Raw genomic sequence first — 242 nt, forward strand, 5'->3', positions numbered from 1 at the left:
TGTTAGGTCTCGGTTTTCAAACGCGATGATCTGGTGGACAAATTCAATCGCCGCCATATGCATTAAGAGCGCCCCGATCGAATTCGAGTGCCCGTCAGCTAAATAATCCAGCTGTTCGATTGATAAGCCTTCTACATCCGTCAACGTCACCGTGCGCGTATAGTCGAGCATCGACACAAGCTCACCGACTTTCGGTGAGAATCCTGCTTGCTCTTTGATTCGGTAATCCATCTTTCTGCCTC

General features: G+C 49.2%; 1 protein-coding gene. It reads right to left on the minus strand.

Annotated elements, in window-relative coordinates:
• Positions 1-231, minus strand: a 231-nt coding sequence (locus tag SB775_RS33055) for a mycothiol transferase (RefSeq protein ID WP_410865518.1), incomplete at its 3' end; no start/stop codon positions are given.
• Between the last annotated feature and the right edge of the window lie 11 nt (positions 232-242).

It is taken from the genome of Peribacillus sp. SIMBA_075 (assembly GCF_046534585.1).